This is a genomic window from Oceanobacillus sp. HCA-5259, assembly GCF_037892815.1.
GTDB lineage: Bacteria > Bacillota > Bacilli > Bacillales > Amphibacillaceae > Oceanobacillus > Oceanobacillus indicireducens.
This window is the reverse complement of record NZ_JBBKBV010000014.1, coordinates 29,622-55,617: the sequence shown is the minus strand read 5'-3', so window position 1 is coordinate 55,617 and position 25,996 is coordinate 29,622. Positions and strand designations below refer to the sequence as shown.

Annotated in this window: 19 protein-coding genes, 2 pseudogenes and 1 riboswitch; of the genes and pseudogenes, 19 read left to right on the top strand and 2 right to left on the bottom strand. The window is 37.9% G+C overall.

The genetic code is table 11. From position 1 onward, the window contains the following. Positions 1-51: 51 nt before the first annotated feature. The gene (locus WKU33_RS09890) at positions 52-198 is read right to left on the bottom strand and encodes a hypothetical protein (RefSeq protein ID WP_188856443.1); all 147 of its coding nucleotides are present in this window, start codon (positions 196-198) and stop codon (positions 52-54) included. A gap of 217 nt (positions 199-415) precedes the next feature. On the opposite strand from WKU33_RS09890, the gene WKU33_RS09885 reads away from it, so the two are divergent. From WKU33_RS09885 to WKU33_RS09820, 14 genes and pseudogenes are all read left to right on the top strand, one after another. Continuing rightward, positions 416-1,033: a hypothetical protein gene (locus WKU33_RS09885; protein WP_336253236.1), complete on the top strand. Its 618-nt coding sequence runs from the start codon at positions 416-418 to the stop codon at positions 1,031-1,033. Between the two features lie 598 nt (positions 1,034-1,631). Beyond that, positions 1,632-3,692, top strand: coding sequence for a catalase (locus WKU33_RS09880; protein WP_156857683.1), 2,061 nt, complete (start codon positions 1,632-1,634; stop codon positions 3,690-3,692). A 120-nt stretch (positions 3,693-3,812) separates the two neighbouring features. Continuing rightward, positions 3,813-3,950, top strand: a complete 138-nt coding sequence (locus WKU33_RS09875) for a hypothetical protein (protein WP_336253237.1) — start codon at positions 3,813-3,815, stop codon at positions 3,948-3,950. Between the two features lie 18 nt (positions 3,951-3,968). Continuing rightward, entirely contained in the window at positions 3,969-4,820 is an 852-nt protein-coding gene (locus tag WKU33_RS09870; protein WP_336253238.1) for a DUF72 domain-containing protein, read from the top strand. A 151-nt stretch (positions 4,821-4,971) separates the two neighbouring features. After that, positions 4,972-6,492: a spore germination protein gene (locus WKU33_RS09865; protein WP_340454332.1), complete on the top strand. Its 1,521-nt coding sequence runs from the start codon at positions 4,972-4,974 to the stop codon at positions 6,490-6,492. Positions 6,493-6,570: 78 nt separating this feature from the next. Then, complete coding sequence (locus tag WKU33_RS09860; protein ID WP_156857685.1) at positions 6,571-7,680, top strand: GerAB/ArcD/ProY family transporter; 1,110 nt, start codon at positions 6,571-6,573, stop codon at positions 7,678-7,680. Beyond that, positions 7,670-8,845, top strand: a complete 1,176-nt coding sequence (locus WKU33_RS09855; RefSeq protein WP_188856439.1) for a Ger(x)C family spore germination protein — start codon at positions 7,670-7,672, stop codon at positions 8,843-8,845. The genes WKU33_RS09860 and WKU33_RS09855 overlap by 11 nt, the downstream gene beginning before the upstream one ends. A gap of 5 nt (positions 8,846-8,850) precedes the next feature. Continuing rightward, positions 8,851-9,015 carry a hypothetical protein gene (locus tag WKU33_RS09850; RefSeq protein ID WP_188856438.1) on the top strand — a complete coding sequence of 55 codons (165 nt, stop codon included), beginning with the start codon at positions 8,851-8,853 and terminating at the stop codon, positions 9,013-9,015. A 47-nt stretch (positions 9,016-9,062) separates the two neighbouring features. Beyond that, entirely contained in the window at positions 9,063-10,469 is a 1,407-nt protein-coding gene (locus tag WKU33_RS09845; RefSeq protein ID WP_188856437.1) for an FMN-binding glutamate synthase family protein, read from the top strand. A gap of 859 nt (positions 10,470-11,328) precedes the next feature. Beyond that, complete coding sequence (locus WKU33_RS09840; protein WP_188856436.1) at positions 11,329-12,804, top strand: alkaline phosphatase family protein; 1,476 nt, start codon at positions 11,329-11,331, stop codon at positions 12,802-12,804. Between the two features lie 106 nt (positions 12,805-12,910). Next, positions 12,911-13,614, top strand: a pseudogene (locus WKU33_RS09835) (DUF421 domain-containing protein). 174 nt (positions 13,615-13,788) lie between these two features. Next, positions 13,789-15,258: an ABC transporter permease gene (locus WKU33_RS09830; RefSeq protein ID WP_336252929.1), complete on the top strand. Its 1,470-nt coding sequence runs from the start codon at positions 13,789-13,791 to the stop codon at positions 15,256-15,258. Positions 15,259-15,273: 15 nt separating this feature from the next. Then, positions 15,274-15,945 (top strand): ABC transporter ATP-binding protein, encoded by a 672-nt coding sequence (locus WKU33_RS09825; RefSeq protein ID WP_198042698.1) that lies wholly within the window; start codon positions 15,274-15,276, stop codon positions 15,943-15,945. After that, a complete protein-coding gene (locus WKU33_RS09820; RefSeq protein ID WP_188856434.1) occupies positions 15,938-17,452 on the top strand; it encodes a PASTA domain-containing protein in 1,515 nt (504 codons plus the stop codon). Before WKU33_RS09825 ends, WKU33_RS09820 begins: the two co-directional genes overlap by 8 nt. A 236-nt stretch (positions 17,453-17,688) precedes the next feature. Here the strand turns inward: WKU33_RS09820 and WKU33_RS09815 are convergent, their stop codons facing one another. Continuing rightward, a complete protein-coding gene (locus WKU33_RS09815) occupies positions 17,689-18,747 on the bottom strand; it encodes a homocysteine S-methyltransferase family protein (RefSeq protein ID WP_340454323.1) in 1,059 nt (352 codons plus the stop codon). Between the two features lie 87 nt (positions 18,748-18,834). Continuing rightward, positions 18,835-18,936: riboswitch (SAM riboswitch) on the bottom strand. 496 nt (positions 18,937-19,432) lie between these two features. On the opposite strand from WKU33_RS09815, the gene WKU33_RS09805 reads away from it, so the two are divergent. The 5 genes and pseudogenes from WKU33_RS09805 to ileS all read left to right on the top strand — a co-directional run bounded on the left by WKU33_RS09805 (position 19,433) and on the right by ileS (position 25,497). Further along, complete coding sequence (locus tag WKU33_RS09805; protein ID WP_188856433.1) at positions 19,433-19,930, top strand: GNAT family N-acetyltransferase; 498 nt, start codon at positions 19,433-19,435, stop codon at positions 19,928-19,930. A gap of 130 nt (positions 19,931-20,060) precedes the next feature. Continuing rightward, positions 20,061-20,438, top strand: coding sequence for a GntR family transcriptional regulator (locus WKU33_RS09800; RefSeq protein ID WP_156857841.1), 378 nt, complete (start codon positions 20,061-20,063; stop codon positions 20,436-20,438). Further along, entirely contained in the window at positions 20,428-21,288 is an 861-nt protein-coding gene (locus WKU33_RS09795; RefSeq protein WP_188856432.1) for an ABC transporter ATP-binding protein, read from the top strand. The genes WKU33_RS09800 and WKU33_RS09795 overlap by 11 nt, the downstream gene beginning before the upstream one ends. Next, positions 21,285-21,986: a hypothetical protein gene (locus tag WKU33_RS09790; protein ID WP_336252927.1), complete on the top strand. Its 702-nt coding sequence runs from the start codon at positions 21,285-21,287 to the stop codon at positions 21,984-21,986. Before WKU33_RS09795 ends, WKU33_RS09790 begins: the two co-directional genes overlap by 4 nt. Before the next feature lie 432 nt (positions 21,987-22,418). Then, a pseudogene (gene ileS / locus WKU33_RS09785) lies at positions 22,419-25,497 on the top strand (isoleucine--tRNA ligase). The last annotated feature ends 499 nt before the right edge of the window (positions 25,498-25,996 follow it).

The following is a 25,996-nucleotide window of genomic DNA, read 5'->3' as shown; positions in this document are numbered from 1 at the left end:
AACTTCTCTCTTTGTAGCCTCGGCCGTACAGGCGGTGGTTGTAACAAAAGATTATTTATTACTTCGAGAACCACCCGGCTTCCTACGGCAACGGGTGGTTTTCTCTTCGTTTAAAAAAGTTTTCTGAAATACATACGCACTAATCGCGCGAATGATCCCTTTTAACACTTCTTTTAAAAACTCCAAGAAAGTATCCATGATTATCACCTCCCTCCCCTTTTTAAGGAAAAGGAAAACGTGACAACCACCCACCCATATAACTTTGACTGCACCTATAAATTACTATTATTTAAAAAGCAAAACAAGAACGCAAATTCGTGTGTATAGTGGGGAATTATTTATGAGATAATTACTTTGCAAAGACTAGGATTATGGTAAGATATCATAAATGAAATCTGTAGGGGTGGTGAATAAAATGAACCAAAGTGAAAATGAAGTAAAACAAGTTGCGGAAAAACGGTTAGGGCTCGTCATTGGTGTTCATACGTTGTCCTTATTAGCTGCAGCTGCTTTTCCTGAAGGCCGTTTCCTTTTTTGGCTCCCTATTTTACTTGCTGTAGAAGGTCTTATTGTTTTTCATTTATTACGATTGTGGAAAAGATATAAATATCAATCAAAGCATTATTATACGATTAATATGTATTGGTTTTTAATAGGGTTAAATATTTTTGCTTCGTTGCCAATATTGCGATTGTGTTACGGAACACCTTACTTTTGGCTCATTTTACCATTAATGATTATCGTCTTCCTTTATGCTCATTTCATTAGAGAAAAGATTTTAGTTCTTTTTGTAAGTCCAAGTAAAGTAAAAACGTTATATCGATTGCCTGTATTGATGCGTATTTTTGTAGTTGTATCCATTTTCATGCTGATCTTCCTTCAAATGAAATCATTTCATCCTAATTTTGGGTTAAGTATCTTTGTTTATTTTGTCAGTGTGGGGCTGTTATACATAGCTACGCCTTTCTCTATTCCGGTAGATCAAATTGAACAGGTAAAGAAAGAGAATGGTTTTGTAGAGTATAGCTCGTAATTCGGAAAGTGATGAAAAGACCAAAGGCTGGTAAGAAACGCAAAAAAGAAAACATCAATGCATTATTGATCGTGTTCATATATAGATAGCGAGGACATTGAATCTATAAAGTAATGACGACGATTACTCTACTAGAGCGGCGAATGAAGATCTAAGTTAAACAGTTGTTATTTCAACAACTGTTTAACTTAGATCTATCTTAGAGTAGGGTGCTACTAAATAAATTAAATCATCTGCCCATCCTCTAACAGTATTCCACCTTCCGCGTTAAAACTACGATAGGCTAAGCACACCTATGCTTTTTCTGAAACATCCATTTATGTAATGATCCTCTTCCACATCATTACCAGTTACTAATTGCAATATTTGTGCAATTTATCTTATATATATTCCTCAGGTATCATTTTCATCTCCTTATCCTTATCCTTTTCCCATTCTGAAACACAAATTGAACAATCCATAAATCGTGAGATATAGATGAAGATTTCACTTCATACAGTATAATTGGGAAATTAAAAATACAATAGAATAATATTTAAGACACTAGGAGAATATCCTGTAAGTGATGTTAAATGATTAATATAGGATGGGTGATTCCATGAGCGACAAACAATCAAGAGACCAGAAAGCTATGGGTAAAAATATTAAACAAGAGCAATTGGATCAATACCGTATATCAAACGCTGGCAAACCAATGACGACAATGCAGGGGAAAAAAAGATCTCAAGATACGGATCAATTAAAGGCTGGTATACGTGGTCCTTCACTTCGCCAAGATTATGAGTTCTTCGAAAAGATGTCACATTTTAACCATGAAGAGATACCAGAGAGAGTAGTCCATGCAAGAGGTTATAGTGCACATGGGGAGTTTGAATGTTATCAGTCCATGCAACACGTAACGAGAGCAAAGTTTCTCGGAGAAGCTGGAAAAAAGACACCACTAACTATCCGTTTTTCTACTGTACAGGGACCTAAAGGTTCCTATGATACAGCTAGAGATTTACGTTGCCAGGGAGTTAAGCTTTATACAGAAGAAGGAAATCTTGATTTAACAACGATAGCAATGCCTGTATTAATTAATCAGGATGCAATGAAGTTCCCCGATGCGATGCATGCGTACCAAGCAAAGCAAGATGATGATATACCAACGGCAACCGGTGCACACGATCATTTTTGGGATTATGTAGCCAATAATCCAGAATCTCTTCATATGGTGACATGGATTATGTCTGACCGTGGCATTATAAGAAGCTATCGAATGATGGAGTCGTGGTCCATTAACACGTATCTATTTGTTAATGATAAAGGGAAGGCAACCTTTATGAGATATGTTTGGAAGCCTATTCTTGGTGTTCACTCCCTTCTTCAGGATGAGGCAATCAAACTTGGGGGAATTGACCCTGACTTTCACCGCAAAGATTTGAGAGAAGCGATTGACAATGGTTTCTATCCTGAATACGAATTAGGTGTCCAGTTAATCCCATTAGAAGATGAATTCAAATATGATTTTGATGTTCTGGATCCTGCTAAGTTCTGGCCAGAAGAGCTTGTGCCTGTACAAATCATTGGTAAGATGACTTTAAATCGAAACATACAGAATTACTTTACAGAATCTGAACAAGCCGCATTTAATCCCGCAAATGTTGTCCCAGGCATAGACTTTTCCAATGACCCGGTCTTACAAGGAAGGTTAATGGCGTACCGAGATACACAACAACATCGACTTGGAAGTGCAAACTACGACGAACTGCCAATTAACCGATCGATCTGTCCATTTCATAACAATACAAGACGAGGCTATATGAGACAACGAATTGATGTGGATCAGGTAGACTATCATCAAAATTCACTAGCACATAATACACCTTATACGGTACCGCCAGAAGAAGGTGGATATGAATCATATCCCAAAAAGGTGGATGGACACGTAATACGTGCCAGAAGTGATTCGTTCAAGGATTACTTTTCGCAAGTGAGAATATTTTGGAATAGCTTAACACCTGTCGAAAAGCATCATACAATTGATGGATTTAGCTATCAACTTGGAAAAGTAAAAAGCAAATCGGTTCGTCAGCAAAACGTAGACCTATTGGTTAATGTAGATATAGAATTGGCTACAATTGTTGCTGATAATATTGGTGTCAGTCATCCGCGCGGCTCCCATGTTAACGTATCGACAAGTTACGCTTCACTTAGTCAGGAAAGTACCCCTAAATATGCCTCGACACTAAAAGTTGGTGTAGTAATTGCTAATGGTTTTAACGGGCAAGAGGTAATGAATGTCCTTAATAGCTTGCAAGAAAATGGGGTGTTTTTTGATATTATAAGTGATAAACTTGGTACAGTTTCCGGAAACGATGGAACAAAAATTGAGGTAAATATGACCTTTGTAACGTCCAGTCCTTACTTATACGATACTATTTATATTGTTGGTGGGGATACTGGAAACCAAGCTAAATTCGCGCAGCACGTTACAGACTATCTACACCATGCATATCGACATTATAAACCAATAGGTATTGCTACTACTGGAGAGTCCTATTTTCAACCATCAAAAAATAACAATTTGGCTGGTGTCGTCTTTGCTACAAACAATCCTAATTTCGAAGCTGAATTTGTGAATGCAATTGCTCAGCAACGTTTTTGGAATAGAGTATAGTAAATATAAAGTTTGATTTATTGGAGTACAGGTGAAAAAATATGAAATTGTATCGAAGGAAGTGTCCCTTCTCCATATCGAATTGCACAGGTGAATAAATAAGGTGGTATCTTGTATTTGATGAAACTTGAGAAAAATTCCTCACTTACTGTTAAAGTACTTGAGGGATTTTTTAATGGAATTTTTGTTAGAAGAATAAATGCCATTAATATCTTTGGACGATTACCCAATGCCGATGCATTAGGATATATGCTATGATGGGGAAGGAGGGATTGCATGATATACATAGGTGTAACGGGGTGGAAAGACCATCAATCCTTATACCAACCACATGTGAAGTCAAAAGATAAATTAGGAGAATATGCCAGTCATTTTCCAATAGTAGAAGTGGACGCATCGTTTTACGCCGTCCAACCTATCCGCAACACTTCAAAATGGGTTAATGAAACGCCGGAAAAATTCCGTTTCGTTGTGAAGGCTTATCAGGGCATGACAGGACATCAGCGAACTAATTCTCCCTTTGATTTGAAAACGGAGATGTTTCAAGCATTTAAAGATTCCTTAGTACCTTTTCAAGAAGCGAATAAATTAGCGATGGTCTTATTTCAATTTCCGCCCTGGTTTGATTGCAGGACAGAGAATGTCACTTATTTACGGTATTGTAAGCAGATGATGGGAGATATTCCGATTGCCTTAGAATTTAGACATCAATCTTGGTTCAGTGAAGCCTATCGTGACAGCACCCTTGATTTTATGAAACAGGAAGGCTGGATTCATACGATTGTCGATGAGCCGCAAGCGGGGGACGGTTCGGTACCCATTGTACCTGTAGCGACACATCCTGAAATGACGTTAATCCGGATGCATGGCAGGAATGTCTATGGATGGGTTAGACCGAAAAATGCGGATACGAATTGGCGGGAAGTCCGTTATTTATATAAATATAATGAAAAAGAATTACTGGAATGGAAAGAGCGCGTCTTAAAACTGGCGACATCCTCAGAAAATATTTATGTCTTGTTCAATAATAATTCTGGTGGGGATGCGGCTGTGAACGCAAAACAATTTCAAGCGATGTTGGGGATCGACTATGAAGGGCTTGCTCCCAGACAACTTGGCTTATTTTAACTGAAATAATGATTACAATTTGATGGGGGGGGGATTTTTTATTCCCCTCTTTTTGTTATTGTATAAAACACTAGGAATTGGGAAAAAGAAAGGGGAAGCTATTTCACCTAAATGAGGGGATCAAATGGTAAGACGCTCGATATTCAATCGAATGAAAACGAGAAAAAAAATGAAGCAAAGCCAAGCACAACAAGAAGAATTCAATACTTCAATTACTAAAAATCTGGATGACAATTTAAAGTCAATCAAAAAAATGCTTGGAGATCCGACTGATTTAGTCATGCGCGAATTAATTATTGGCGGTTTAGAAAAAAGAGCTGCCATTATTTACATTAGTGGAATTACAGATGAAGATCTTATCAATAACAATATTTTAAAAGTGATCCAAGAAAATCTCAAGCAGTTTGAAACGGGTATCCTAGACAAAATACATAGTGAAGTTGTTGCAGTTACGGATACAGATAAATCCAATAATTTAGATGATGTTTCCCTTGCCATTTTAAATGGGCACACTGCTTTCTACTTAGAAGGTTATGAAGAAGTACTACTTATGGGGACTACTGGCGGGGAAAGCCGCTCGATTGAAGAACCAGAGTCTGAGACGTTAGTGCGCGGACCAAGGGAGGGATTTGTTGAAAGTATTTTTACAAATATGGCATTAATCCGCAGAGATATTAGAGATCCCAATTTACGCTTTAAGAAACACAATGTTGGTAAGCGTTCTAAACAAATGGTGGTTGTCTGTTATGTAGAAGGGATCACAAATCCGGATTTAGTAAATGAAATAAATCGTAGGCTGGCAACGATGGACATTGATTATATTTCAGATTCATCCTTTGTCGAGCAATGGATTGAAGATAGCATCTACTCTCCCTTTCCGCAAATTCTTGATACCGAAAGACCTGATTCGGTTTCCGCAAGCTTAATACAGGGGAAAGTAGGAATTATTGTTGACGGCACACCATTCGCACTTATTGCTCCCATGTCACTTAGCGATGGTCTAGCGTCATCGGAAGATTATACCCAGCGCTGGATGTCTGCAAGTCTATTAAGGATATTGCGTTTTCTAGCAGCTTTTATCGCAGTGTTTTTACCCGGGCTTTATGTTGCCTTTGTATCGTTTCACCCTGGGATGATCCCGAGTACACTGGCATATTCCATAGCAGCTTCTAGAGAAGGCGTTCCATTTCCCGCCGCAATCGAAGCGATTCTAATGGCAATCACTTTTGAGATTTTACACGAAGCGGGGGTAAGGCTCCCTAAAGTAATTGGTCAAACGATTGGAATTGTAGGTGGTTTAGTTATTGGAGAAGCGGCAGTTAGTGCTGGCATTGTCAGTCCAATTATGGTAATTGTAACAGCACTTACAGCGATTGCAGCGTTTAGTATCCCCACTTATAGTATGAGTATCGCACTTCGGACGTTTCGTTTTATCGTTATTATTGCAAGTGGCGCTTTAGGGTTATACGGGGTTATTCTTGTTTATATTATGATGAACATCCATATTGTAAATTTAAAAAGTATTGGAATGCCTTATTCTACTCCCTTTGGGCCTTTGTTTTTGAAAGATTTAAAGGACGCTGTCATTCGTGCGCCATTTACGAAATTAACTCGTCGACCAAAACATTTGGAACCAGTAGATGATGTTTCTAAAGATACTTCTATTAAATAAAGGGCAAAAACAATGTCATATCAAAATAAAATATTTGAAAATAAGTAGAAGCCCTCTACAAAGGAGAAACATTCATTCATGTCACCTTTTAAATATGCAGATGAAAGAATTCAATCACAAGATATTATGATCGCCATACCTTCCGTAGCTATAGCAGTTAGTATTTTAGACCTTCCGGGAATACTGGCAAAGTCGGTGAGATTTGCCGATGGATGGATAGCTATTATTATTGCAGGAATACTGGCCGTTAGCTTGACATGGTTTGTAGCAAAAATAGTCTCCAAATTTCCCAATCAATCATTCCTGTCCTATTCATCCTCCCTTTTGTCTAAACCCGTTGCTTATCTATTGACACTATTGTTTGCGATACAAGGAATGATGATTGCTGCTTATGAAGTTTCGTCGATTAGTATTATCTCTAAACAATATTTATTTGATACGACGCCAGTTGAAGTTATTGGACTCTCCTTCTTGCTTATTGTTGTTTATTCTGTTTCTGGTAGTCGAGTCGGATTATTTCGCTTAAATGCGATGTTTTTACCGCTGATTTTTCTCGTTACAGGGCTGTTAATCATTTTTGCAATCGGATTTATGAAGTTAGATAATGTCTTACCTGTATTCACTACCGGAATAAATGGATATGTAAAAGGTACAATCGATAGTGCCCTTGCATATGTAGGAATAGGGATTTTATTTTTTTATATCCCTTTAGTAAAAGACATAAATAAAGTACCGGGTCGAGCGGCATTTGGCATGTCTTGGGTGGTGCTTTTATATCTGCTTATCTATTTAGTTTGTATCGCTGTGTTCGGACAAGCCACAACTGAGGTCATTCGTCTTCCTTTAATCGAATTGGCAAAATCGATCAAAATACCAGGAGGCTTTTTTGAAAGAATGGAATCGCTATTTTTTGTCATTTGGATTACGGCAATCTTCACAACTGCAATGATGACATATGATGTCGCTGTAATGGCACTGCAATCCATTTTGCCAAAGCTTAAAAAGCATACGATTGTATTTGGGCTATCACCTCTTATTTATTTCATCTCGACGCTTCCTAATAACTTTTTGGAAAATGTCAAATTTAAAGAGTATCTGGCTTATACAACCTCTATTCTCCATGTATTTGTCGTGATTCCGCTTTGGATCATGTATGGGATTAAAGGAGGCAAAAATCGTGGACAATAAAATGCTTCCTATCATGCCACTTCTTATTTTCTTCTTAGTCACTCTTTCAGGATGTTGGGATGAGGTGCAAATAGAAGAAAGAGCATTTTTATCTGCAGTTGCAATTGACTTGGCTGAAGATGATGGTGGAAAGGCAATCCTTGAATTAACCGAGCAAATTATAGTTCCTGCAGGTTTAGGTACAATTACAGAGCCCGGGGGAGGAAAAGCATATCGAAATATAAGCAGAACAGGAGAAGGAATATTCGAGACAAATCGGGATATTTCAAGACAGGAAAATCGAAAAATGGATGTCGAACATTTAGATTTAGTTATTATATCTAAAGAGTTAGCTGAGCAAGAAGATATGCTTGCAAATGTTTTAGACGTTTTTGTCAGGCAGGAGTACATGCGAAGGGGTATCTTCATTGTTGTAGCTGATAACAAAGCAAAAACTCTTCTAAATGTTGAGCCGGAACATGTCAAGATTCCGGCAGAGTATATAACCGAAATAATGGAGAATGCTGAATCTGTGGCAACGATGAAACCGATCCAGATTGGAGACGTTCAAGAAAAGCTATTAATCAATCGAAGCTTTACGGTACCACTCCTTACTGAGGTGGCAGACAACTCTATATATTACCAAGGTATAGCGGTAATTGCTGAAAAGCCAAATAAACTGGTTGATACACTAACGGGAGCAGATGCAAAAGGGCGACAATTTATTACTGGCGGTGCCCAGGATGGTAGTGTTACTACTGAAGTCGAGGGTGAACAGGCCACATTTGAAATTACGGGGAGTAGCAGTGATTATAAGCTGTTGAATCGTGATAAAAATGCATTGGAATTTCAAGTAGATATTTCATTAACAGCAGCGATTAGAGAATACTTTGGTACGGTAGATTTCTATAAAGAAGAAAATTTAAAGATATTTGAACAAGCGTTTGAAAAGGAGGTGAAAAAATTATCGGAAATAGCTGTCCGAAAAATGAAGGATGAACTACAAGTTGATGTGCTGGATTTCGATAAATATCTTAGGATTCATCATAATAAACTATGGAATGAAATAAAACAAGATTGGGATCATGGGGAAAATTATTTTTCCGAAAGTAAAATTACCATTAATGTAAAGGGAACGATTACACAACCAGGTACTTCAGTTCGCGTAAACTCGAGAGGGGATTAGTAGAAATGTGGAGCATGATCACCGAAAGGATACCATCCCTATTAGGGGTGTTTTGTACTGTTTTAGCATACCTCATCCCGCTTTCCATTTATAAAGTAAATCAGAAATTACATGAAGATGCTGATCCTCCTTGGAAGAAGGAAGAGGAAAAGCAATCTTCTCCTAATTAGCCGTTCGTTTATTGATTGTCATTAAAAAAGGTAGTGAACTGGTAATGATGTTACAAATAATAACACTTATATTGGTTACGATAGTCCTTGCCATCCTTTTATTTCTCATTTTCGGAAGACGCTGGATTTTTAAAGCAATCGTAAAAAAAATTGGAAACATAATATTTACGGATAGCTATCAAGAAAATTTGATCGAATTAATTCCAGGACTTGCACATGTTGGCTTACAGAATATGTTGGAAAATAATCTGCGAGCAGATTCAGGTGAAGTTCTACACCGTCCAATCGGTGGTTCTAGGTCTTGGCCGCATTTGTCTAGTCTAACATTCATCCCTGCCCAAATTACCACGTTTCCTACAGATAGCGATGATGAAGTTGATGTAAAAATTACGATCGGTCCCAAGGCAAAAAAACCTTTAAATACTGAAATCCCATTATTGATTAGTGGAATGGCTTATGGGCTGGCACTAAGTGAGCATGTACGGATGGCCCTTGCGAAGGCAGCTAAAGAGGTTAATACTGCAATTAACACCGGTGAAGGAGTGGTGTTACCCGAAGAATTAAAGTTGGGCGGCAAGCTAATCTTGCAGTTTTCCAAAACAGCTTGGGCGAAAGAACAGAAGCTTTATAAACAAGTAGATATGATTGAGATTAAACTTGGCCAAGGTGCTAAGATGGGCATGGGAGCGAAAATTCAACCGGAGAATTTGACAGGGAGAGCGAGGAAGCTGATGGGCCTTAAGGAAGGAGAAGTTGCTCAAATTTATGAGCATTTTTTTGACGATCAAACGATTGATGACCTTAAGGATTTAGTAAAGGAACTACGGAAAGTTTCTGGCGGTGTTCCAATTGGGGTAAAGATTGCTGCTGGCGGGAGATTGGAAGAAGATATTGAAGCTTCACTTCACCTCGGAATAGACTTTATTTCAATTGATGGCGGCCAAGGCTCAACCCATGGTGGTGCTCCGATTTTATCTGACAGCTTCGGAATACCTACGCTCCACGCAGTTGTTCGTGCTGTTAATCATCTGGAAAGGCTCGGAAAGAAAGATTCCGTAAGTTTAATTGTTTCAGGCGGGTTATTTACACCAAGTGAGTTTCTAAAAGTGCTTGCTTTAGGGGCGGATGCTGTCTATATAGGATCAGCATTGTTATTTGCTGTCACCCATAATCAATCACTAAAGGCAGTTCCTTTTGAACCACCAACTGAAGTTGCTTTTCATGAAGGGAAATTCGCCAACCAATTTAACATTGACGATGGTGCTCAAGCAGCGGCAAATTATTTAACATCAAGTGTAGAAGAAATCAAGGAAGGTATCCGTGCAATGGGCAAACATTCTTTGAAAGAAATTTCGAGACAAGATCTCGTATCCTTTGATGAAACAACAGCAAAATTTGTTGGGGTTCCATTTTCATTTGTTCCTTGGTCGGATATGAAAAATGAAGAAGGGTAGTGAATATAAGATTTATGATTTTTGTGCTCTGATTACCGTTCCGGTGCCCGGTGGACGGATACTTTCCCAATTAAGTAAGATAATCATGCGTAGGGGAAAATAGGAATCGATTGTTTTCTTATTAGGGCAAGCTGAGCGCCCTAAAAGGCTAATAGTTCCCTATTGTTTTCCCATTAAAGTAAGAAGAACATGCTAAAGGGAAAATAACCCTCAGTTGTTTTCCCATTAAAGGAAGAAGAACATGCTAAAGGGAAAATAACCCCTAGTTGTTTTCCCATTAAAGTAAGAAGAACATGCTAAAGGTAAAATAACCCCCAGTTCTTTTCCCGTTAAGGTAAGAAGAACATGCTAAAGGGAGAATAACCCCTAGTTGTTTTCCCATTAAAGTAAGAAGAACATGCTAAAGGTAAAATAACCCTCAGTTGTTTTCCCATTAAAGTAAGAAGTACATGCTAACGGTAAAATAACCCTCAGTTGTTTTCCCATTAAGGTAAGAAGAACATGCTGATGGGAAAATAACCCCCAGTTGTTTTCCCATTAAGGTAAGAAGTGCATGCTAAAGGTAAAATAACCCCCAGTTGTTTTCCCATTAAGGTAAGAAGAACATGCTGATGGTAAAATAACCCCCAGTTGTTTTCCCATTAAAGTAAGAAGAACATGCTAAAGGTAAAATAACCCCCAGTTCTTTTCCCGTTAAGGTAAGACGAACATGCTAAAGGGAAAACAAAACCCCATTATTCACAAAGATACGCAGGAACAATGGGATAATTTTATCCGCAAAAGGATACAATATTTTCTAGGGAGTAGTAACTCCTAATTTTATTTTTCCGCAAACAAACGTGATGAGGATGAATGGGATATGAAAGCAGCTCGATCTTTACGAAAACCAGTTATTTTATTAAATATCGATTCGTTGATGAGTGGGCCATTGGAGGTAGCTGCCCAAACAGGGCGCGCTCCCGCTTTACAGTTTTTAATGGAAAACGGTAATTACATATCCAATATGGTAACCTCGTTTCCAACGATGTCTGTAACCATAGACAGTAGCCTTTTGACAGGTACATATGCGGATAAACATCATATACCGGGGTTGAACTGGTTCGATGATTCGGAAAAGCAGTTCATTAATTACGGTACGGGCTTTCGGGAAACATTTCGGATGGGAATGCGAAAATCTGTTCATAATATGCTGTATCGCTTGAACCATGATCATTTGAGTGATGAAGTCACCACCATTTACGAAGAATTGGCTGCGCTGGGAATTCCCTCGGCTTCTATTAATTCTTTTGTCTATCGTGGAAATACCCCTAAACGTTTGCGTGTGCCACGGCTGCTTAGCACGTTGACTCATTTTGAAGATGGCAAGTGGACAGCTGAAGGCCCTTCTATTTTCTCGTTAGGGACTTTTTCAAAATTAAGGTCATGGAGTTTTCCAACCCAGATAGCTGCAGGAAATCGTAAATATACAGCAAGGGAACTTCGGTATTTAATTCGTAAAAATAAACTTCCTTTGTTTACTTTCTGTATTTTTCAGGATATGGACGCCCGTATTCATTTTAAAGGTCCGCTGGGTATAAAGGGCATTACGAAAATAGATAAAGAAATACAAAAAACATTGAATTTATATTCAAGTTGGGAAGAAGCGCTTAATCAGAATGTATGGCTGATTATTGGGGATAACGGTCATGCTGCAACAGGTACCAAACATCGAGATGTTGTTATTGACTTACGTAAACTGCTGAAAAGTTACCGCATAGCGCGGATTGAACGTCCAGTACATAAAAAAGATCAGCTAGCTTTTAGTGTGAATCAGCGTATGGCTTATATTTATGTGCTGAATGAGAATCTCTTATTGGCTCCTATTATCGAAAGGTTAAAAAAGGATCACCGTATCGATATCATTGCTTGGAAGAACGACGATGGGGCTTCCGTAAACATTGAATCGGGAATGAGAAAAGGTTCCTTGCGATATAGCCGGGATGGGGAGTATAGAGATGTATATAATCAAACATGGAACGTGCACGGAAATCATGAGCTTCTTCAATTGACGTTGTCGAATGATAAAGTATTGTCCTATGGAGATTATCCGGATGCGTTAGCACGTTTATATGGTGCTTTACACTCTCATAAGGGAAGATTTATTGTGGTAAATGCGAAACCGGGCTGTGAATTTAAAGCCCAATCTACACCAGCTCATCTTTCAGGTGCAGCACATGGTTCCTTACACAGACAAGAATCGCTGGTACCATTGGTAATTGCAGGTACAAACGAAAAACCTGTCTTTCCGCGCTTTGTGGATATGAAGGAGTTTGTGCTCGGGTTAATTGTTCAATAAATTAGATAATTGGTTTCAAAGCAGCCTTGCTCCCATGTAAATATTGGGAATAAGGCTTACAGGTAATAATAACAAATGAAAACTTAAGACCGAGGGCGTGAATGATTTGGAGTTTTTTGGTGAACAAGAGTCTCTTAATTTTATACAATGGGTCCTAAGAGCAATTGTTGCGTTTTTCTTTCTGTTAATCGTGGCTAAAATAATGGGGCAACGATCCATATCCCAGTTAAGATTAATTGATTTTATGATGGCTTTATTAATTGGGAATATTATTGCACACCCTTTATCTGATGAGCAACTAGGGTTAAAAGGTTCGATGATCACGATATCTGTATTAGTAATACTGTATACGGTGGGTGTATATTTAAGTTTAAAATGGAGAGCGCTGCGGAAGTTCCTTGAACCAACCCCAATTCCGCTTATTAAAAACGGACAAATTATTTATAAAGGTTTATTAAAAGCAAGAATCTCACTCGATGTTTTATTATCAGAATTAAGAAAGCAAAAAATAGATGATATTAATAAAGTTTCTCTTGCATTATGGGAACCAGGCGGCAGTTTATCCGTGTTTTTATTTTCGCAGTATAACACAGTTACTCCAACCGACATGCAAATTGCTGTTAAACCATTATTTTTTCCCATGCCAATTGTTAAAGAAGGACAGATTGATGTTGAAACACTTAATCAATTTGGAAAAGATGAGATCTGGTTGAAGAAAAAATTCATGCATTGTTTGCAGTTGATTTAAAGGAAATTCTATTAGCAACGATCGACAGTAATGATGAGGTGAAAATTTTTACATACAAATAATATAGTGAAAGAAACTAAACTCCTAAAGGTTAGAGCAATCTCTCCTTGAGGAGTTTTTTTAAGATAAATGAAAAATGTTGTTGGATAATAGGTAATAGTTCTATATACTAGATACATAAGTTTACTTTTTTTAGAAAATTAAAAGGGAAAAAATATGAAGTGAGGGGGTTTGTAATGAATTTTATTAAACGGGGATTTTTAGGTATTACTAGAAACAAGGGGAAATCATTAATTTTATTGGCTGTTATCTTTATATTGGGAAATTTAATATCGGGGGCAATTTCCATCCAGCAAGCAACTAGTAATGTGGAGTCGAGTATCAAAGAGAGACTTGGTGCTGCTGCAACGGTTGAGATTGATTATGAAAAGCTTGATGCTCTCAGTGAAGCGGAATTGATGGAGACGGAAATTAAAGACATTGACATCGATTTGATAAAACAAATTGGTGAGCTCTCCTATGTGAAATATTATGATTATAATATGTCCACTTCTCTAGGGTCAGAGAGTATTGAGAGTTATCAGGGTGAAGATATGGAAGATTTAGTTCAATTTGGCCCGAGTATGGACTTTATGGTGAAAGGAATTAACTATGCTCCTGTTCTTGATTTTGAAGAAGAGAAGGCGAAATTAGTTGATGGACGCGTCTTTAACGAGGAAGAAGTGGAAAACGGTACTTCTGTCGCCATTATTTCGCAAAAATTAGCAGAATTAAATAATCTGCATGTGGGCGATACCTTTACGTTATCCAATATGGTCTTTACTTATGATGATGAGACCGGTGAAGAGGAAATAGTTACTTCCCGTGATGTAGTATTGGAAGTAATCGGCCTATTTGAATCTCAAACACTGAAGGAAGATGCAGGGGAAGATTCAGAAGATGGAATGTTCGATTTCATGGATATGGATTACCAAAATACAATCTACGTCCCAAATGAGATTGTCCGTAGTGAAACCGAATATTATTGGGAAGAGCTATTGAAGTCAGATGAAGAATTTGCGGAGATGATGGAGGCGGAAGGGGAAGATAGTTCCTTTGAATATTACACTCCAATGTTCGTCTTAAATAATCCGGAAGATAGTGAAGCATTTGAAGAAGAGGTAGCTCCATTACTGCCGAAGCTTTATACAGTAGTCAGTGCTACGGATCAGTATGATAGTATTGCCGGTCCGGTAGAGTCGATGTCGAAACTAGCAAAATATGTACTAGCGGCTGCCGTCATTGCAACGGTGCTGATTATTGGTTTAGTAGTTCTACTATTCTTGAGAGACCGGAAACGTGAACTAGGAATCTATTTATCTTTAGGGGAACGACGGGGTCGCGTTGTCGGGCAAATACTGATCGAAGTAATGGTTGTTGCTTTAATTGGGATTACGCTATCCCTATTCAGCGGTAACTTCATAGCCGGACAGGTATCCGATACGATGATGAAAGCTGATCATAATACATCTCAAGATGAAATGATGTATTTTAGTGAAATCCAGACGAATCTAACAACAGAAGATGTCTTGGATTCATATGAGGTAAGCCTTAATTCAAGCTATATTCTTATCTTCTATGGAATTGGACTGTTAACGATTTTAATTTCAACGGTTATTCCGCTTGTTTATATTTTACGGTTGAATCCAAAGAAAATACTGATGTAATGGAGGGGTGAAATGATGATATTAGAAGCGAAAGATTTAAATTATTATTATCAAGATGGTGACAAGCGTCGTTATATATTGAAAGACACATCTGTTTCTTTTGAAAAGGGGAAGTTCTACACGATTTTAGGGCAATCCGGTTCAGGGAAAACGACTCTTTTATCCCTACTCAGTGCTTTGGATTCACCGCATGGCGGGACCGTTTTGTTTAATGATGAAGATATTAAGAAAATAGGCTATGAAAAGTATCGCCGTAATAATGTCGGTATTATTTTTCAAAGCTATAATTTAATCCCGACCTTCACTGCGGTGGAAAATGTGTTGATTCCGATGTCAATTACAGAAAATGACATTCCGGAAGATGTAAAAACAGTTGCATATAATTTACTAGATTATATCGGGATTGTACAAAGTAAAGCCGATCGTCCGGTTAACAAGCTTTCCGGGGGAGAGCAGCAACGTGTGGCGATTGCCCGCGCGCTGGCGACGAACGTAGAGTTGATTCTTGCCGATGAACCGACGGGGAACTTGGATGAAGAGATGGAGCAGGAAATCATTGATATCTTTAAGAAAATGGCACACGAACATGATAAATGTGTCGTTGTCGTAACGCACTCCAATGAAATTGCAGTGCAATCGGATCAGGCTTACTTGCTAAGGAAAGGTGTACTATCTTCTTATGAGTGATTTTTTATCAAAATTTAATAAAGATAAGTATCAAGATATGCTGAATGAGCAAGAGGAAGATAAAGATAAACAAGTAAAAGAGGAGCAAGATAGGCAAACAGAGAATCAAGAAGAAACAGAGTTGCCGGAAAAACGAGAAAACCAGGAAAACCAAGAAAACCAAGCGCCTGCTTCGGAAATAGAAGATAACAAATCTGAACTTGAGACCGATCCTCCGCGGGCGCCTTCCCCTACACGGAACAGCCGACAGCGGGATGCCGAAGAAGAAGTGGAAATTGATCTGGACTACCGAAGAAAAAAGAGACGTCGGATGTGGCTGATTATTTCAGGATCCGTTTTAGCTTGTGGTTTGATTTTCTTCATCTATTATCTGCTTGTCCATGTGAAGGTTGAAGACTTTGTAGGAGAGTCTGTATCCGTGGCCCGGGAATGGGCAGGTGAGAATGATGTCGAAATTGAATTAAACCAGGAGTATAATATGGAATATGATGCCAATCAGGTTTTTGAGCAAAGTGTAGCTGCTGGGGATAAAATACGGAAAGGGAAGACTCTAGAGTTAACGAGCAGCTTGGGACCAGATCCAGAAGAGGTTATACCGCTCCCAGACTTTTCGGAAATGAGCCAGGAGGAAGCACGGAATTGGATTGACGAAAATAAAGCGGAAAACCTGCAATTGGTTACAGAGTATAGTGATGACCTTGAAGAAGGGGAATATATTAAGACTACGATCCGGGATAGTGGGGTCGATGAGGCGGAATATCAACGTAAACACAGTGCAGCCGTCTATTATTCAAAAGGAAAGGAAGTTTTTGAAAAGAATATAACGGTACCTGACTTTACAGGAAAGCCCAAAGAAGAAGTGGAAAAGTGGGCAGAAACGAATGAAATTGACATGACTTATGAAGAAGCTGACTCTGACAGTATCGAGCCAGAACATATTATTAGTCAAAGTGAAGCTGCAGATGAAAAGGTAGCAAAACGAGATAAGATGAAAGTGAAGGTATCTGTAGGTAAAGCTACGGTCGTTCCAAACTTTTGGGGACTGACTGCGGAGGAAGCAGTTAGCAATTACCCGGATTTAGATGTGACGGTAAAAGAGAGATACAATACAGACATACCTTATGGAAGATTCATTTCCCAATCCGTTGAGGCGGAAACCAAATTAACGGACCAAGATGATAAGGGTGTTACTGTTACGTATTCATTAGGTAAGCCGTATTTAGCTGATTTCCGTGGTCAAATGGAAGGAGATCTGCCACGGTTATTCTTTGATGAATATCAATCAAAAGGCGCTGATATTAAGTATATAGTCAAGTATGTCTATTCTCCAGAAGTAAAGGGAACAGTGGTGAATATGAGTAAATTCAATGAATTCGTACCAATGACGTATACCGTTGAAATCAGTATTAGTAATAATGCCTCCGCACCACCTAATCCGCCAGACTTTTTTGATGATGAACCGGAGGCCCCTGTAGTCGATGAAGATATTGAAGTGGACGAAGAATAAATATAATCATCATGTTTAAAAGCACTACGAAATTTAAAATGAGGAGAGAGCTTACCCTACCCGAAAGAAATGTGCTGGCTGTAGCAAATACATTTCGGTATGGTAAGCTTTTTTATTTAAATCGATTGATTGTTAACTTGTTTCATTTCTTATTATCTTCTGTACAGTGATGTAGAGCATTTTTATGAATTTAACAGTGCTAAAGTTGGGTTACTCATTAAAAAACAGTCATCTTATTATGCCTTTGTACGATATTCCGTGTTGTGCTTTTTAAGTGTTTCATCATTACCAAATAAAAAGTGTTTCTCCATGTTCGGGGAGAATTTTGAATTTATTGTTTCAACTCCGACAGCTTCTGCAACTTCTCTTAGCATTGCAGGTGAAGCACCGCAACATAAGCCGATATAATTAATACCAATTTCTTTTGCCTCTTTTGCCTCTTTTGCCCATTCCGCTAATTCGAAACGATTATGGTAAAGCGGATCAAGTGCAGTCGGGAAAGTTGTTTCCGTAGGCAATGTGCAATTGCATCCGGCATCAGGCAAATTAAAGAATGTCGGATTTTCTTCCGTTGTCCGATATGGAAGTGGTAGAGCGCCCACATAGCCATCTACATTTTTTCGGATGTCCACTAAGTATGAATGCATTGTATCAGGTCCGCGGAAGCAGTTCAGACCAACTACTAATGCCCCCTTTTCAGAAAGGATTTTACATGATTCATCTGCCGTATATCCATCTCTTAAAATGTTCTCCGCAAATAAGGCTAACGTAATCACTGCAGGTAAACCTTGTTTTTGAATTTCTTCCAAGGCGATTAATGCTTCTTCATGATAATAAAATGTTTCACCAACAATGTAGTCAACGCCCTCTTCCTTACACCATTTCACCATTTCTGCAAAAATACTTCTCACTTCTTCCTTGGAAGCTGGATTATTTGGATCAAAAATATTTGTATTCGAAATATTTCCCGCAACAAGTGCTTCCTCTGTCGGGTGTTCCTTGGCTACTTCTTTTGCCAACCGAATTGCACTCCGATTTAGCGGCTCTAATAAATCTTCTTTACCAATAATGCGAAGCTTCTCTCGATGACCATTATACGTAAACGCTAAGATCACATCAGATCCAGCATTCATAAAATCTCTATAGGTTTGTTTAAGTGCTTCTGGGTTTTCTAGTGCCACTTCCGGTACAAATGACCCTGCTTGTAAATAACCCCTTCGTTCCAATTCAAACAAATACCCTTCTCCAACAATAACTGTTCCTTCTTTTAACCTTTGTTCTAGAGTACGTTTCATTTCTTCTCCTCCTGTTTTATATGTAATAAAATAATAAAAACCCCTTCTTAATATAAGAAGAGGTTTAAATCGCATTACTAGTTTCTCTTCTTATCTTCAAGCTTAACGCTACTGGAATTGGCACAGTGCTTCAAAAAGTCTGTTGCCGAGGTATCAAAGGGCCAGTCCCTCCACCTCTCTAGATAAGAAAATTACATATTTAATTTTGATAATTTTTACTCTACATAGGTTTCGTATAAATGTCAAGAGAAAATTTAATAATTATTTTAAAATTTAGTTAATGCTATTCGTGTTTTAAACCGACAATATCCGGTTCTAATTTTTCGGGTATTCGTTTTCAATTGTTATTATAATAATCTTATGAAGGAGGGAATAAGCGATGCTGAAAAATATGAATTGTTTCTGAGTGGCTCCCTTCATCAGATTATGAATTGGTTGAGGCTCCTGAAATGAAATTTCATTTACGGGGGATTTATTTGTTTATAGCGAAATTTGGATTGCTGTACAAAAGAAAAATTAACATGTAACAAAAAATGCCTTTAGTATTGGACTGGGTTGATCGCAATCCAGTCCTCTAACTGTTTAAGATTAATTCCATTAATAACTAGGAATTTAGTTTTGAAATATATGGTAAGATTAATTGAGTTAGAATAATTAATAAATATAGAATTAAGGGGAGAAAGTGATGATTATTAGAAAAGCTAGTACAACTGATGCAAAAAAATTAGCTAATCTTATAAAGGAAGTCGAAAAAAATTCAAAATATATGCTCTGGGAATCTGGTGAAAGAGAAGTTCAGGCAGAGAGCCAAGTGGAAATGATCAAAAGCATACAAGCAAGTGAAAATTCTACGATATTTGTAGCAGAAAAGGAGCAGGATTTAGTGGGTTATCTTTTTGCAATAGGTGGAAAGGCACGAAGAAATAAGCATTCCGTTTATATCGTTGTCGGCATATTACAAGCCAAGAGAGGACAAGGAATTGGTACAAAACTATTTTATCGGTTGGATCGTTGGGCACGGGATAGGAATATTCGAAGGTTGGAATTAACTGTGGTTACGAAGAATGATACAGCTCTTTCATTATATAGAAAAGCAGGGTTTGAAATAGAAGGGACCAAAAGGCATTCCTTGCTTATAGGTGATGAGTTCATGGATGAATATTATATGGCAAAATTATTATAGACAAGCTCGATTCTGCATATGTGGGATCGAGCCTTTTTAAGCTTAATTTTAGAAAATGGGATTGACATTTATCTGAAGGTGTTATATGGTTAATTACATAAGTAATTAACCAACTAAGGAATGAACTTAAATGAAGAAAAAACTAGATGACAGCAAGCCAATTTTCATGCAGATAAAGGATTTAATTGAGGATTCGATTATGGATGAATCCTATCAGACGGGGACCAGGGTACCATCAACGAATGAATTTGCTGCCTTTTATCAAATTAATCCTGCAACCGCTGGAAAAGGGATTAATGAGTTGGTCGGAGAAGGAATATTGGTTAAAAAGAGAGGGGTGGGCATGTTTGTTACCGAAACAGCAAAAGAGATTGTTATGGAGAAAAGGAAACAGACTTTTTATGACAATTACATGCTACCACTCAAAGAGGAAGCAAAAAAGCTTCAGATTAAAGATGAAGAACTTATAGAAATGCTGCAAAGGAAGGATGAAGGATATGAAGATTGAAGTGAATAATTTGAGTAAGAAGTATGGAGAAAAGTATGCATTAAATCATGTATCTTTTGCACTCGAGAAAAATAAAATCTACGGTCTGCTTGGGAGAAACGGTGCCGGGAAAACGACATTCATGAATATTCTTAGTGGCCAAATTATGCCATCGAGTGGAGAAATAAAAATTGCTGGTGAAAATCCATTCGATCAGCAAGAATTGACGGAATCGATTTGTCTGATTAAGGAATCCAATAACTTCCCCAAAGAACTGAAAATCAAAGATGTGTTAAAGATATTTTCTTACTTTTATCCGAATTGGGATTACTCCTTTGCAGAAGATTTATTAAAAGAATTTAATCTAACACCTCGATTAAAAGTAAAAGCATTATCCAAAGGGATGGAGTCTGCTTTAGGTATCACGGTTGGCTTAGCGAGCAGGGCTCCGATTACCGTTTTTGATGAACCATATATTGGAATGGACGCGCCGTCACGGAAACGATTTTATGAATTATTGTTAGAGGATTACGAGGATTATCCAAGAACAATCATCTTTTCCACCCATTTAATTGATGAGGTGAGTTTAATGTTTGAAGAGGTAATTATCTTGCAGGAAGGCTTGGTCGTTTTGCAGGAGGATTCAGAGGTGTTAAGACAACAAACGGTAGCCGTGTCTGGACCGACGGAAAAAGTAGATCAATTTTTACAAGGTAAAGATGTGATTGAACTCAAAAGTCTTGCAGGAAATTCAATGGCCTATGCCTTTGGTACTAGCGAAGAAGCGAAAGATTTCGGATTAGATGCAGAAGCGGTTCCGGTACAGGAATTAATGATTCATTTGACAGAAAAGAAAGGAGCGCACGCATGAATAATCAAGTGAAAGGACTTATTTATTATTATACACAAGACATGAAGTATCATGTGAAGATCTTTTGGACGATTCTAATTGCGATTACCGTTGCTACTAGTATTATGGCTTATTTCTTGATGGGCGTAGAAGGGAGCAGATTTTATTGGGCGTTCCCGTTTGCAACGTATACGAATGTCGCAATTATTGCTTTTCAAAGTGTTAAAAAGGACATTCCTTTTGGATTGAAAATGGGAGCGATTCGGAAAAACATTTTTCTGAGCTATGCCTATTTCTTCTTTTGCTATTCCCTATTAATGGCGATAGCGGCTAATACCTTGCAGACAATTTTAGAAGGGCTGCTTAACGTCTTCGGTGTTACAAACTATATTTTTGGACATCCGGCTATGCTGCTGACAGATACGTGGTTGACAAGAACAGTTATTGATACATTCATTATGTTCTTTCTTATGGCCTTACTATTATTAGTCGGATTAATATTTTACCAATCTGGTTTACTAGGTGGAGGAATTACATTAGGAGCAATACTAGTCGTAATCTTGTATGGTCTTTTTGAGGGCTGGTTAATTGAAGCATTTGCGAATATTTTATCTGATGCATCCATGCTGACTTTTGCAACGATTTTCGTAATCGGTATTGGTTTATATCTTTTTAGTTATCTGTTTATACAGAGGGTGACTGTTGTGAGGAAGGTGTAAAGTAGAGCACAGAAACTTTAGTTTTTGGAACGCTCGAAAATTAAATGAAGGGGAACAATGAAATTATGGAGTATTTGTAAATTATAACTTGACATTTATACAATAATAAGATATTGTTTACAACAATTTAATATCCAATTTGATGACGAAAACGAGTAATTATGGAATCTTATCTACAGAGAGTTGACGAATTGCTGAGAGTCAATGGTAAGTCCGTAATGAAAATCCTTTCCGAGAAGCAAAGTTGAATGGAATTAAACTTTGACGGCATCCTACCGATAACCAGGACACGTATGATAGTACGTAGTGTATTTAGCAAGTAAAAAAACCACCACTGCGATGGTTTTTTATTTTGTTTAAAGGCGAGTTAAATAGGAGCTCGATTCTACGTAGGTGGAATCGGGCTTTTTTAATATTAAATGAGGTGATATTTTGAAGGAAACAAATGTCGAGAGGGAATTAAGAATACGTAAAAAATGGGAGCGGGAGAAAACTTTTCAACATTCAATCTCTAATCGCGAGGGGAAAGAGACGTATGTTTTTTATGAAGGGCCGCCGACAGCTAACGGATTACCCCATGCAGGTCACGCACTTGGCAGAACCATCAAAGATTTTGTAGCAAGATATAAGACGATGTCAGGATATCAAGTATTAAGAAAGGCGGGATGGGATACACATGGTTTACCTGTCGAGTTAGAAGATTGAAAAGCAGTTAAACATTCGTGGGAAGGATCAGATTGAAGCGTACGGGATTGAAAATTTTATCCAAAAGTGTAAAGAGAGTGTTTTCACTTATGAAAATGAGTGGAGAGAATTCACCGAAGAACTTGGGTATTGGGTAGATATGGATGCCCCTTATGTAACGTTGAACAATGAATATATTGAGTCTGTTTGGAATATCTTATCGATTATCCATCAGAAAGAATTGTTGTATAAAGGACACCGGGTTGTTCCGTATTGCCCAAACTGTGAGACTTCTCTAAGCTCACATGAAGTTGCACAGGGGTATAAAGATGTATCAGATCTATCTGTAACCGCAAAATTTCGTTTGAAAGGGAAGGAAAACGAATATTTTCTAGGTTGGACAACAACGCCATGGACGTTACCAGGTAATGTTGCACTTGCTGTGAATCCGAATATGAACTATGTAAGAGTCAGAGTTGAAGAAGATATATATATTTTGGCAGAGTCTTTGGCACCTATGGTTTTAAAGGGAAATTATGAGATATTGGATGTGTTAAAAGGAAAAGAATTGATTGGTCTTTCATATGAAGCCATTTTTAATTATGTCACAGTAGATAAAGGATATCGTATTATTGGAGCGGATTTTGTAACGGAAAATAGTGGAACTGGTATTGTTCATTTGGCTCCTGCACACGGGGAAGATGACTATGAGGCAATCAAGGATTATGGATTTGACTTTGTAAATGTTGTTGATACAAAGGGGCGGTATAAGGATTATGTCACTCCGCTTGCAGGGCAATTTGTGAAAGATTGTGATGTCGAGATTATAAAAATGCTTGCCAAAGAAAATCTTTTATTCGATAAGAAAAAATATGAACACAGCTATCCTCATTGTTGGCGGTGTGATAGCCCACTTCTTTATTATGCCATGGAAGGCTGGTTTATTAAAACAACTGCTGTAAAAGAAAAAATGAAAGCAAATAACCAAGAAGTGGCTTGGCACCCGCCCCATATGAGAAATGGAAGGTTTGGGAACTTTTTGGATAACATGGTTGATTGGAATATCGGACGCAACAGATACTGGGGAACTCCGTTAAACGTATGGACTTGTGAGGGTTGTGGCGCTGAAAAAGCCCCACACTCTATAAATGAATTAAGAGACCTTTCTACCGAGGAGTTACCTGAACATATTGAGTTGCATAAACCATACGTGGACCGGATATACCTCAGATGTTCTTGCGGAGGTGTAATGATTAGAACGAACGAGGTAATCGATGTGTGGTTTGATAGTGGTTCGATGCCATTTGCTCAATATCATTATCCATTTGAAAACGAAGCATTATTTCAGAAACAATTCCCAGCGGATGTAGTTATTGAAGGAGTTGATCAAACAAGAGGCTGGTTCTACAGTCTATTAGCAGTTTCCACTTTATTTACCGGCCAGTCACCATATAAACGAGTTCTTTCTTTAGGCCATATTTTAGATGAACATGGGCAAAAGATGTCTAAAAGCAAAGGGAATGCATTGAACCCTGCTGAGCTGATACATGAATTCGGCGCTGATTCATTAAGATGGGCGTTATTAGCCGACAGTTCGCCTTGGAATAATAAACGCTTTTCTAAACAAACAGTGAGTCAGGCAAAATCTAAAGTTATCGATACACTACAAAACGTATATTCGTTTTATTCCATGTATGCCAAGATAGATCAATTTGATGCCCGAAAAGATTTCGGCGGCAAACAGAACGTGCTTGATAAGTGGATTCTTTCACGCTTAAATACGGTAATAAAGGAAGTTACTCAAAGCTTAGAAGAATATGAAATTACGAGGGGTGCAACATCGATAGCATTATTTATCGATGAGGTAAGTAATTGGTATGTGAGAAATTCCAGACAGCGTTTCTGGAGCAGTGGAATGAGTGATGATAAACGAGCGGCTTTTAGCACTTTATTTGAAGTGTTAACGAAGCTCATGCAACTCATGGCTCCTTACACTCCATTTATTACAGAAGATATTTATTCCGAGTTAGTAGAAGATAGCGTTCATTTATCTGACTATCCTTCACCAGACGGGACAAAGATCGATCAACAATTAGAGAAAGATATGGATGCGGTATTACAAATAGTTGAACTTACAAGATCGATCAGAAATACAACAGGGATAAAAACGAAATTACCTCTGGCCCAACTGGTTATCATTTTAAAAGAAGAATTTGCTTCATTACAATTGGAAAAGTACGCTTCTATTATACGGGATGAATTGAATGTGAAGGACGTCATATTTAATGTAGATGAGCGTGCATATCTACAATACAATCTAAAATTAAACTTTTCCGTGGTTGGTCCAAAGTTAGGTAAGTACGTTGGTGAGGTAAAAAATAAGGTCGAGGCGCTAACTGATAAACAGAAAGAAGAAGTTGTTGAAGAAAAAGAACTGAAGTTACCGTTAAGTACAGGAGAAATGGTAACACTTACTTTAGGTGATTTAATAATCGAGAAAAAAGGCAGATCCAGTTTTGAATTATTAGAACGAAATAATATTACTGTTTTATTAGATACGGAACTGACGCAAGCATTAAAAGAAGAAGGATTGGTTAGGGAATTTATTCGTGCTGTTCAATCGTATCGGAAAGAGTTGAATCTTCCTGTTGAGTTAAGAATAGATCTTTTTATCCAAGCTAATCCGGAACTTCAAAAAGTATTAGTTAAGTTTGATGACTTGCTGCATGAAAATCTAATCGTTCAATCGATTAATTTTGAAGAAAAGCCAAAAATGAGGCGTTTTGAAGTGGAAGGAAATGAAATTCAACTGTATATTGAATCATAATTAAAAAATATCAAAGAGACAATGCTGCTTCGTTTCTTTGGTATTTTTGTTGAAAAGAAAGATAAATTTCCTCTAAATTTAACTTTCGTAGTCTGAAACATTGAGCTATCCCTTGGTATAATCAGTGCAACCAGTAATTCATTATAGTTATGGAACGATCCCAAAACTTCAATTGAGTGATTAGAGGATTCTAATGACTCGTTTGAAGGTGATTCGAGTTCATTCGAGTGAATAGCGGGGCTCTAATCGATCGAATGCAGCAGATTCCAGTCCGCTCGGGTAAATAGAGGAGCCCCATTCCCGTTTGAACAAGATCCTAGTTCACTCGGGCTGAAAATCTTATCAGCATCTGAAAACACTTACTTTGCTTGAATTCACTACTAAAGCTGTCCGTTTATGGTATTGAACTCTTCGTACAGTGGTTAAGAGCAATTTTATGAAGTTTATCAGTGCAAAAATTGAGTTTATAATAGAATGTTGAGGGAGAAAAATGGTGAAC

Coding starts and splice junctions, on each gene's coding strand:
- WKU33_RS09840 (WP_188856436.1), top strand. CDS start 11,329: ATGAAAGCAGCTCGATCTTTACGAAAACCAGTTATTTTATTAAATATC.
- WKU33_RS09890 (WP_188856443.1), bottom strand. CDS start 198: ATGGATACTTTCTTGGAGTTTTTAAAAGAAGTGTTAAAAGGGATCATT.
- WKU33_RS09875 (WP_336253237.1), top strand. CDS start 3,813: ATGAAACTTGAGAAAAATTCCTCACTTACTGTTAAAGTACTTGAGGGA.
- WKU33_RS09865 (WP_340454332.1), top strand. CDS start 4,972: ATGAAAACGAGAAAAAAAATGAAGCAAAGCCAAGCACAACAAGAAGAA.
- WKU33_RS09820 (WP_188856434.1), top strand. CDS start 15,938: ATGAGTGATTTTTTATCAAAATTTAATAAAGATAAGTATCAAGATATG.
- WKU33_RS09815 (WP_340454323.1), bottom strand. CDS start 18,747: ATGAAACGTACTCTAGAACAAAGGTTAAAAGAAGGAACAGTTATTGTT.
- WKU33_RS09880 (WP_156857683.1), top strand. CDS start 1,632: ATGAGCGACAAACAATCAAGAGACCAGAAAGCTATGGGTAAAAATATT.
- WKU33_RS09805 (WP_188856433.1), top strand. CDS start 19,433: ATGATTATTAGAAAAGCTAGTACAACTGATGCAAAAAAATTAGCTAAT.
- WKU33_RS09845 (WP_188856437.1), top strand. CDS start 9,063: ATGTTACAAATAATAACACTTATATTGGTTACGATAGTCCTTGCCATC.
- WKU33_RS09870 (WP_336253238.1), top strand. CDS start 3,969: ATGATATACATAGGTGTAACGGGGTGGAAAGACCATCAATCCTTATAC.
- WKU33_RS09860 (WP_156857685.1), top strand. CDS start 6,571: ATGTCACCTTTTAAATATGCAGATGAAAGAATTCAATCACAAGATATT.
- WKU33_RS09830 (WP_336252929.1), top strand. CDS start 13,789: ATGAATTTTATTAAACGGGGATTTTTAGGTATTACTAGAAACAAGGGG.
- WKU33_RS09790 (WP_336252927.1), top strand. CDS start 21,285: ATGAATAATCAAGTGAAAGGACTTATTTATTATTATACACAAGACATG.
- WKU33_RS09795 (WP_188856432.1), top strand. CDS start 20,428: ATGAAGATTGAAGTGAATAATTTGAGTAAGAAGTATGGAGAAAAGTAT.
- WKU33_RS09850 (WP_188856438.1), top strand. CDS start 8,851: ATGTGGAGCATGATCACCGAAAGGATACCATCCCTATTAGGGGTGTTT.
- WKU33_RS09885 (WP_336253236.1), top strand. CDS start 416: ATGAACCAAAGTGAAAATGAAGTAAAACAAGTTGCGGAAAAACGGTTA.
- WKU33_RS09800 (WP_156857841.1), top strand. CDS start 20,061: ATGAAGAAAAAACTAGATGACAGCAAGCCAATTTTCATGCAGATAAAG.
- WKU33_RS09825 (WP_198042698.1), top strand. CDS start 15,274: ATGATATTAGAAGCGAAAGATTTAAATTATTATTATCAAGATGGTGAC.